The organism is Bradyrhizobium sp. MV1.5 (assembly GCF_055807615.1).
Genome location: NZ_JBVVPL010000093.1, coordinates 3,099 through 4,982, shown reverse-complemented (window position 1 = coordinate 4,982; position 1,884 = coordinate 3,099). Strand labels below are relative to the sequence as shown.

Below are 1,884 nucleotides of genomic sequence, written 5' to 3'. Positions count from 1 at the left end.
ACCGGCGAAGGGATAAACTCCCAGTGTTCGCCAAATTTCTCCCTGGGGTGATGGGTCCTGGCTTTCGCCAGGACGACACGGAGGGTTTGGCACGCCGACACCGTTCCTCCCCACCTCTCCCGCCCCCGAATCGCCGGAATATTTCGGCTTGTTAATGCCGGCGCCCTTGGCACGCGGACGGCCTGTTCCCATGTCCTTCCACGGGAGTCCTGCCACGGAGTTTCCCACGGGAGAACGGTCATGTCGTATTCGGACTCGGGCAATGCCTGGCGCAATGACGGTGGGGCGCAGCCGCATGCTTACGATCCCTATCTGCACCCGGAACTGTTCCGCGGCGTTGCGACGCGGCGGGTGTTCGCCTTCCTGATCGACATGGTCGTGATCTCGGTGCCGGTGATCCTTGGCTACCTCTTCATCGCGGTGTTCGGCGTGGTTACGCTCGGCATTGGCTGGGCGCTGTTCTGGCTGGCCTGGCCGGCCTCCGTGATCTGGGCCATCGTCTATTACGGCGCCTGCATCGGCGGCCCGTCGTCCGCGACGATCGGCATGCGCGTGATGGATCTTGAGTTGCGCACCTGGTACGGCGCGCCCGGCTATTTCGTGCTCGGGGCCACCCACGCCGTGCTGTTCTGGGTCACCGTCTCGTTCCTGTCGCCCTTCGTGGTGCTGGTCGGGCTGTTCAACGGCCGCAGGCGCTTGCTGCAGGATTTCGTGCTGGGAACGGTCGTGATCAACAATTCCGTTCGCGCGCCGGTGCCTCAGGGCGCCAGGACCTATTGATCAACGACCTACTGATCAACGAACCCGGATCAAGGACCTATCAACCTGGACCCGCTATGCTGTCCGATCTGACCTGCCGAGTAGACCGATTGACCGGGGGCTTTCGTAGCGCGATGCTGATGCACATTTTGGAGGCCCACGACGTCCCTTGACCCAGCACTCGCGCGACACCCCACAATTTTACCTCACGGCGCCGTCCCCCTGCCCCTATCTGCCGGGCCGGCACGAGCGCAAGGTGTTTACGCACCTCGTAGGTGAGCGCGCCGGTGATCTCAACGACGTCCTGACCCATGGCGGCTTCCGTCGCAGCCAATCGATCGCCTACCGTCCCGCCTGCGACCAGTGTCGCGCCTGCGTCTCGGTCCGGGTGATCGCCAACGAGTTCCGTCCGTCCCGCAACTTCCGCAAGGTGATTTCGCGCAACGCCGACATCATCGGCGAGCAGCGCAGCGCGGTGCCGACCTCCGAGCAATATTCGGTGTTCCGCGCCTATCTCGATTCCCGTCACCGCCATGGCGGCATGGCCGACATGACCGTGCTCGACTACGCCATGATGGTCGAGGACAGCCATGTCGAGACCCGCATCATCGAGTACCGCAAGCGTGGTCCCGACAGCGGCATCACCGGCCGGGGCGAGCAGCTGATTGCGGTCGCGCTGACCGACGTGCTCAGCGACGGCCTGTCGATGGTCTATTCGTTCTTCGAGCCCGGCGAAGTCAGCCGCTCGATGGGCACCTTCATGATCCTCGACCACATTGCCCGCGCCCGCCGGCAGGGATTGCCTTACGTCTATCTCGGCTATTGGATCGAAGGCTCGAAGAAGATGGACTACAAGGCCCGCTTCCTGCCGCAGCAGCGCCTCGCGCCGTCAGGCTGGCTGCGCATCGACGCACAGGGCGATGCCGCGTCCGAGCCGCAGGATTAGCTCTCCGTCATGCCACGCGAAAGCGGGGCATCCAGTCCGCCGCGACGCCTCGGGTCATTCACAACTGTCTCTGGAATACTGGGTCGTGGGGGGGGGGGCGGGGGCCCGCACCCCGGTTGGCACCACAACCAATCTATGGGGCGCTGAATAATATAAAAAAAAAATAATACACAGCACCC

General features: G+C 63.5%; 2 protein-coding genes. Both read left to right on the top strand.

The window, feature by feature from the left end:
- The first annotated feature begins 240 nt into the window (after positions 1 to 240).
- Positions 241 to 780 carry an RDD family protein gene (locus AC0L2J_RS34505; RefSeq protein WP_007611123.1) on the top strand — a complete coding sequence of 180 codons (540 nt, stop codon included), beginning with the start codon at positions 241 to 243 and terminating at the stop codon, positions 778 to 780.
- Between the two features lie 148 nt (positions 781 to 928).
- Positions 929 to 1,705: an arginyltransferase gene (locus AC0L2J_RS34500; RefSeq protein WP_473395952.1), complete on the top strand. Its 777-nt coding sequence runs from the start codon at positions 929 to 931 to the stop codon at positions 1,703 to 1,705.
- The last annotated feature ends 179 nt before the right edge of the window (positions 1,706 to 1,884 follow it).